This is a genomic window from Rhodosalinus sp. (genome assembly GCF_041685465.1).
GTDB lineage: Bacteria > Pseudomonadota > Alphaproteobacteria > Rhodobacterales > Rhodobacteraceae > Rhodosalinus.
In genome coordinates this window covers 1-5,151 of sequence record NZ_JAWLFS010000218.1, presented here as the reverse complement: position 1 = coordinate 5,151, position 5,151 = coordinate 1, and the positions used below count along the sequence as shown (strand labels likewise).

At 72.3% G+C, this 5,151-nt stretch carries 6 protein-coding genes, 1 tRNA gene and 1 pseudogene; 4 read left to right on the top strand and 4 right to left on the bottom strand.

Translation table 11 applies throughout. The features are described 5' to 3' along the window. Positions 1 to 122: 122 nt before the first annotated feature. From ACESL7_RS12860 to ACESL7_RS12845, 4 genes are all read right to left on the bottom strand, one after another. Positions 123 to 199, bottom strand: a tRNA-Arg gene (locus ACESL7_RS12860). A 61-nt stretch (positions 200 to 260) separates the two neighbouring features. Next, a complete protein-coding gene (locus ACESL7_RS12855) occupies positions 261 to 1,649 on the bottom strand; it encodes a sensor histidine kinase (protein ID WP_372893713.1) in 1,389 nt (462 codons plus the stop codon). Positions 1,650 to 1,670: 21 nt separating this feature from the next. Further along, positions 1,671 to 3,089: a dihydrolipoyl dehydrogenase family protein gene (locus ACESL7_RS12850; RefSeq protein ID WP_372893712.1), complete on the bottom strand. Its 1,419-nt coding sequence runs from the start codon at positions 3,087 to 3,089 to the stop codon at positions 1,671 to 1,673. A gap of 1 nt (position 3,090) precedes the next feature. Continuing rightward, positions 3,091 to 3,816, bottom strand: a complete 726-nt coding sequence (locus ACESL7_RS12845) for a TVP38/TMEM64 family protein (RefSeq protein WP_372893711.1) — start codon at positions 3,814 to 3,816, stop codon at positions 3,091 to 3,093. A 318-nt stretch (positions 3,817 to 4,134) separates the two neighbouring features. On the opposite strand from ACESL7_RS12845, the gene rpmH reads away from it, so the two are divergent. From rpmH to ACESL7_RS12825, 4 genes and pseudogenes are all read left to right on the top strand, one after another. After that, positions 4,135 to 4,269, top strand: coding sequence for a 50S ribosomal protein L34 (gene rpmH, locus ACESL7_RS12840; protein WP_115981445.1), 135 nt, complete (start codon positions 4,135 to 4,137; stop codon positions 4,267 to 4,269). Between the two features lie 19 nt (positions 4,270 to 4,288). Beyond that, positions 4,289 to 4,690 (top strand): ribonuclease P protein component, encoded by a 402-nt coding sequence (gene rnpA / locus ACESL7_RS12835; protein ID WP_372893710.1) that lies wholly within the window; start codon positions 4,289 to 4,291, stop codon positions 4,688 to 4,690. After that, positions 4,687 to 4,959: a membrane protein insertion efficiency factor YidD gene (gene yidD, locus ACESL7_RS12830; RefSeq protein WP_372893709.1), complete on the top strand. Its 273-nt coding sequence runs from the start codon at positions 4,687 to 4,689 to the stop codon at positions 4,957 to 4,959. The genes rnpA and yidD overlap by 4 nt, the downstream gene beginning before the upstream one ends. 43 nt (positions 4,960 to 5,002) lie before the next feature. Continuing rightward, positions 5,003 to 5,151: pseudogene (locus tag ACESL7_RS12825) on the top strand (tRNA 2-thiocytidine(32) synthetase TtcA); the annotation flags it as partial.

Below are 5,151 nucleotides of genomic sequence, written 5' to 3'. Positions count from 1 at the left end.
GGGGCGAGCGCCTGTCGCGTCACGGCGCTTGAACGCGACACGCTCCGACGTGCCCCACCCCGCCCGCCGCTTGAGCGACTGACGCGGGAAAAAAAGGCGCTATGTTCCAAGGTGGAAAGAAGTGGCGCACCGGGGAGGATTCGAACCCCCGACCCCTTGATTCGTAGTCAAGTACTCTATCCAGCTGAGCTACCGGTGCGCGGTGGGGGGCAGATAACGTCCAGCGCGGCGGGGTGCAAGCGGAAATCCGGGGACGGTGTTCAGTCGAGCTCGCCCTTCGGCAGCCGGATCGTGAAGCGGGTGCCGTCCGCTCCGGTGTGTTCGAGCTCGAGGCTGCCGCCGTGGCCGCGCACGAGTTCCGCCGCGATGGCCAGGCCGAGGCCGGAGCCGCCCTTGCGTGCGCCGCCCTGGAACGGCGTGAAGAGATGTTCGCGCGCCTTCTCGGGAAGGCCGGGGCCGGTGTCGGTCACCTCGATCACCCAGGCGGCATCCTCCTCGCGCGCGGCGATCCCGATCTCGCCGCCCTCGGGATGCCCGGCAAGCGCCTGACGCGCGTTGCGCAGGAGGTTGGCGAGCGCGCGGTAGAGCTGCTCGGGGTCGGCGCGCACGGCCATCGTGGCCGGCACATCCTCGGAAAAGCTGATGTCCTGCGTGTCCTCGACGGCCAGCCGCTCGCTCTCGACCACGTCGGAGACGAGCTCGGCGAGCGCGACGCGGGCGAGCGTCGGCGGCGGCTCCTCCGCACGACCGAAGGCGAGCACGTTCTCGGTGAGCCCGATCGCGCGGCGGATCGAATTGACGAGCTTGGGCGCGAGGCGCGTCACCTGCGGGTCCTCGCTCGCCTCGATTCGGTCCACGAAGAGCTGCGCGGAGGTGAGAATGTTGCGCAGGTCGTGGCTGACCTTGGCGACCGCCGAACCGAGCTGCGCGAGGCGTGCGCGCTGGCGCAGCGCCTGCGTCAGGTCGGTCTGCATCCGCGCGAGCGCGGCCTCGGCCTCGCGCATCTCGCGCACGCCGCGGCCGGAGGGCTCGACGATCCGCGTCGCGTCCTCGGGTGCGGCGGCGTAATGGCGCATGTGCCCGACGAGGCGGCTGATCGGCTTCACGAGGATCGCCCGCACGGCGAGGAAGAGAAGCCCGCCGGTCACCGCCGAGATCACCGCCGAGAGGGCGAGGATGCGCAGCCCGTAGTCGATCATCGCCGCGCGCAGGCCCGCGGTGGTCATCGTGACCTCGATGAGCAGCCCCGCGTCGCGCAGGGGCGCGCCGATCACGCGGATCACGCGCTCCTCCGGGTCGGCGAGGCGCGCCATGGCGTCGCGGATCAGCACGGCGGCCGAGGGCGCGCGCAGGTCGAAGGTCGCGTGCACCGGCGCCGGGATCGGCGAGGAGAGCACGAGCTCGCGCGCCTCGTCGCGGCGCAGCACCACGTTGTAGACGCCCGCGTTCTTCAGAAGCTCGCGCTCGAGGTCGGGCTCGATCATGTCGGCGGCGAGCAGCGAGAGCGAGGCGATCTGCGCCCGCTCCAGCCGCGCGAGCAGGAAGCTCTCGCGGTAGCGCGCGACCGAGGGGACGAAGATCAGCACCTCGGCGATCATGACGAAGATCACCGTCAGGATGAGAAAGCGCCCGGAAAGCGTGTTGAGCATGGCCGACCCGCCTGCGCGCGTTCAGGGCAGCCAGGTCTGGACCGCCCCCACGACACGTTTGACGAGAGCACTATCAAAGAGCCGGGGGGAGAAATAGGCCCCTGCGGCGCGTTTCGAGACCTCGGCGATGGTCGGATAGGGCGCGACCATGTCCGCGACGGCCTTCATCTTCAGCCCGCCCGCCTGCATCAGCGCCCAGAGGGCGATCTGCTCGCCCGCCTGGTGCCCGACGATCGTCGCGCCGACGGGGCGGCCCTTGACGACCATGACCTTGACGAAGCCCTCGGGCTTTCGCTCGGCCAGCGCGCGGTCATTGCCCGCGTAATCGAAGCGCGCGACCTCGAGCTTCGGCCCATGCGCCGCGCGCGCCTCGGCCTCGGTGAGCCCCACCTGCGCCAGTTCGGGATCGGTGTAGGTGGCGCGCGGGATATGGTCGGTGCGCGCGGTGGCCGGCAACCCGAAAAGCGCCTGCCGGATGACGATGCCGGCGTGATAGGCGGCGAGATGGGTGAACTGCATGCCGCCGGCCGCGTCGCCGATGGCGAAGACGCGGCGGTTCGTGGTGCGCAGCCGCGCGTCGACCTTCACCCCCGTGCGCGTCGTCTCGATCCCCGCGGCGTCGAGGTCGAGCGCGTCGGTGTTGGCCCTGCGCCCCACCGCGATCAGGAGGTGCGTGCCGGGAAAGCTGCGTCCATCCTCGGCCACAACCTCCAGGTCGCCGGCCTCGCCCCGCACCTCGGCGGCACTCACCCCCTCCTCGATCGCCACGCCCTCGCCGCGCAACCGGTCGAGGACGACGGCCGCCGCCTCCGGGTCCTCGCGGCCGAGCGCCGCCGCGCCTTCGAGGACGGTGACCGCGCTGCCCAGCCGCCGGTGCGCCTGCGCCATCTCCATGCCGATCGGCCCGCCACCCACGACGATCAGGTGACCGGGCCGCTCGCGCAGGTCCCAGAGCGTCTCGTTGGTGAGATAGGGAACCGACTCGAGCCCCGGGATCGGCGGCACGGCCGGCGACGATCCGGTGGCGATCACGATGCGCCGGGCGCGGATGCGCGCCTCGCCCGCCTCGACCTCGCGGTCGGAGACGAAACGCCCCCAGGCGCGGATCACCCGCACGCCGAGACCCTCGAACCGCTCCTCGCTGTCGTGGGGCGCGATGCGGCCGATCACCTCCTGCACATGGCCCATGGCGGCGGCGTAATCGACCTGCGGCGCGACGTCGGCGATGCCGAAGGCGGCGGCCTGCGCCTGCCCGTGGGCGACCTTCGCCGCGGCGAGGAGCGACTTCGACGGCACGCAGCCGTAGTTCAGGCAGTCGCCGCCCATCGCGCCGCCCTCCAGCAGCGTGACGTCCGCGCCCATCTGCGCCGCGCCCGCCGCCACCGAGAGCCCGCCCGAGCCCGCGCCGATGACCAGAAGATCCGTCTCGATACGATCCATCTCAGATCACCGCCTTTCCGCGCACGGCCCGGAGCACGAGCGGCACCGCCGCCAGCGCCGCGAGCCCCAGCAGCGGCAGGAGGATGTGCGGCTCGAAGATGATCCCGAGATCCGGCGTCTCGCCCCGGGCGAAGACCTCGGAGAGCCCCGCGCCCACCGAGGTATAGACGAGCGCGCCGGGCATGATCCCGAAGAAGGTGGAGACCACGAAGCGATACGTCGGCACGTTCACGAAGGCCGGCACGAGATTCGCCGCGAAGAAGGGCACCGCCGGCACCAGCCGGATCAGAAAGAGCATCGGCCACTGGTTCGCGTCGATCCCCGCCTTCATCCGCCGCACCAGCCCCTCCGAGGCGTCCATCCGCGCGGCCAGCCGCGCGCCGAAGCCCCAGCGCGCGGCGAGGAAGATCACCGTCGCCCCCGCGGTGGCGGCGAGCACGTTGAAGAGCGTCCCCGGAAAGACCCCGAAGAGGAACCCGCCGGTCAGCGTCGCCACCGTCGCGCCGGGCAGCGAAAAGGCGACGATGCCGACATAGGCGCCCACGAAGGCCGCCGCGGCGGCCGCGTAGTTCGCGTCGCGGAAGGCCAGCAGCGCCTCGCGGTTCTCGGCCAGCGTCTCGAAGGTCAACTGGTCGCGGAAGAGAACGGCCCCGGCCGCGGCGACCGCGAGGATCACGAGGATCGGCAGTCGGCGAAGAACGGGACGGTCCTGAGAGGGTCGGGTCATGTCGCGCACGATCGGGCCTTTCGTCGGGTCTCGGCTACCCGGGGAACATGCGTGAGCCGGCGGCCGGAGGACAGGGGGTTCACGCGCGCTTGATGCGGGGTGACGACGACGTGCGCGCCGGGCCGGGTCGCGGGCCATGCCTGCAACATTGCGCGCGGCCGCCCGCGTGGCACGCGTTCGGCGCCTCGGCGCGTTTGACACCGGCGCGGCGCACACCTATAGGACAGCTTTCCATGACCGGGCCCCGGGCGGCGCGTCGCCCCGGCCCGCCGGGTCCGGAACAGGTCCGGACCGCGACAGACAGACGGAGCGCCCGCCATGAAACGTACTTTCCAGCCCTCGAACCTCGTGCGAAAGCGCCGTCACGGGTTCCGCGCACGCATGGCCACGAAGGCCGGGCGCAAGGTGCTCAACGCCCGCCGCGCCCGCGGCCGCAAGAAGCTTTCGGCCTGAACGGTCGGGGCCGTCGCGCATGACCGGCGCCGCGGCCACGTCCGACCCCGGCAGGGCGCCGGCACCGCTCGCGCAGCTGCGCAAGCGCGCGCAGTTCACCGCCGCCGCACGCGCCCGTCGGCAGGCCGTGACCGGCATGGTCGTGCAGGCGCGCGACCGGCGCGACGGCCGGCCCGAGGTCGGCATCGGCATCACCTGCTCGCGCAAGGTCGGCAACGCCGTGACACGCAACCGCGCGAAACGCCGGCTGCGCGCCCTCGCGCAGGAGGTGCTGCCGGACGAGGGTCGGTCCGGCTGGGATTACGTGCTCATCGGGCGACCGGGCGTGACGGTCGAGCGGCCTTTCGACGCCCTGCGCGATGATCTGAGGACAGCGCTCGCCCGCCTGCACGCGCCGCGCCGCGCCGCGGGGACGGCATGAGCCCGCTGGCCCGCCTCTTCGCCCTGCCCGTCCGGGCCTACCGGCTGATCTTCTCGCCGTGGGTGGGCTTCAACTGCCGGTACCACCCGACATGCTCCGTCTACGCGCTCGAGGCCCTCGAGAAACACGGCGCGCTTCGGGGGGGCTGGCTCGCCCTGCGGCGGATCGGGCGCTGCCATCCGTGGGGCAGCTCGGGCATCGACAACGTGCCGGAGCCCGAGGCGCACCGCCGCGCCCCACCCGCGCGGACCGGCAACCGCGGCGACTGAGCCCGCCTTCCCTCACGCGTCCCGCTCTGGCATGACGTCTCGCATGACGGACCACGCGACCGCCCCCGCCGACGACGGCGCGATCCACGCGCTTTTCGCCGGCGCGCCGCAGACGACCGAGTTCCGCAAGCTGCGCAAGCGCATCGTGCGCCAGACGCGCGAGGCGATCGAGCACTACGGCATGGTCGTGCC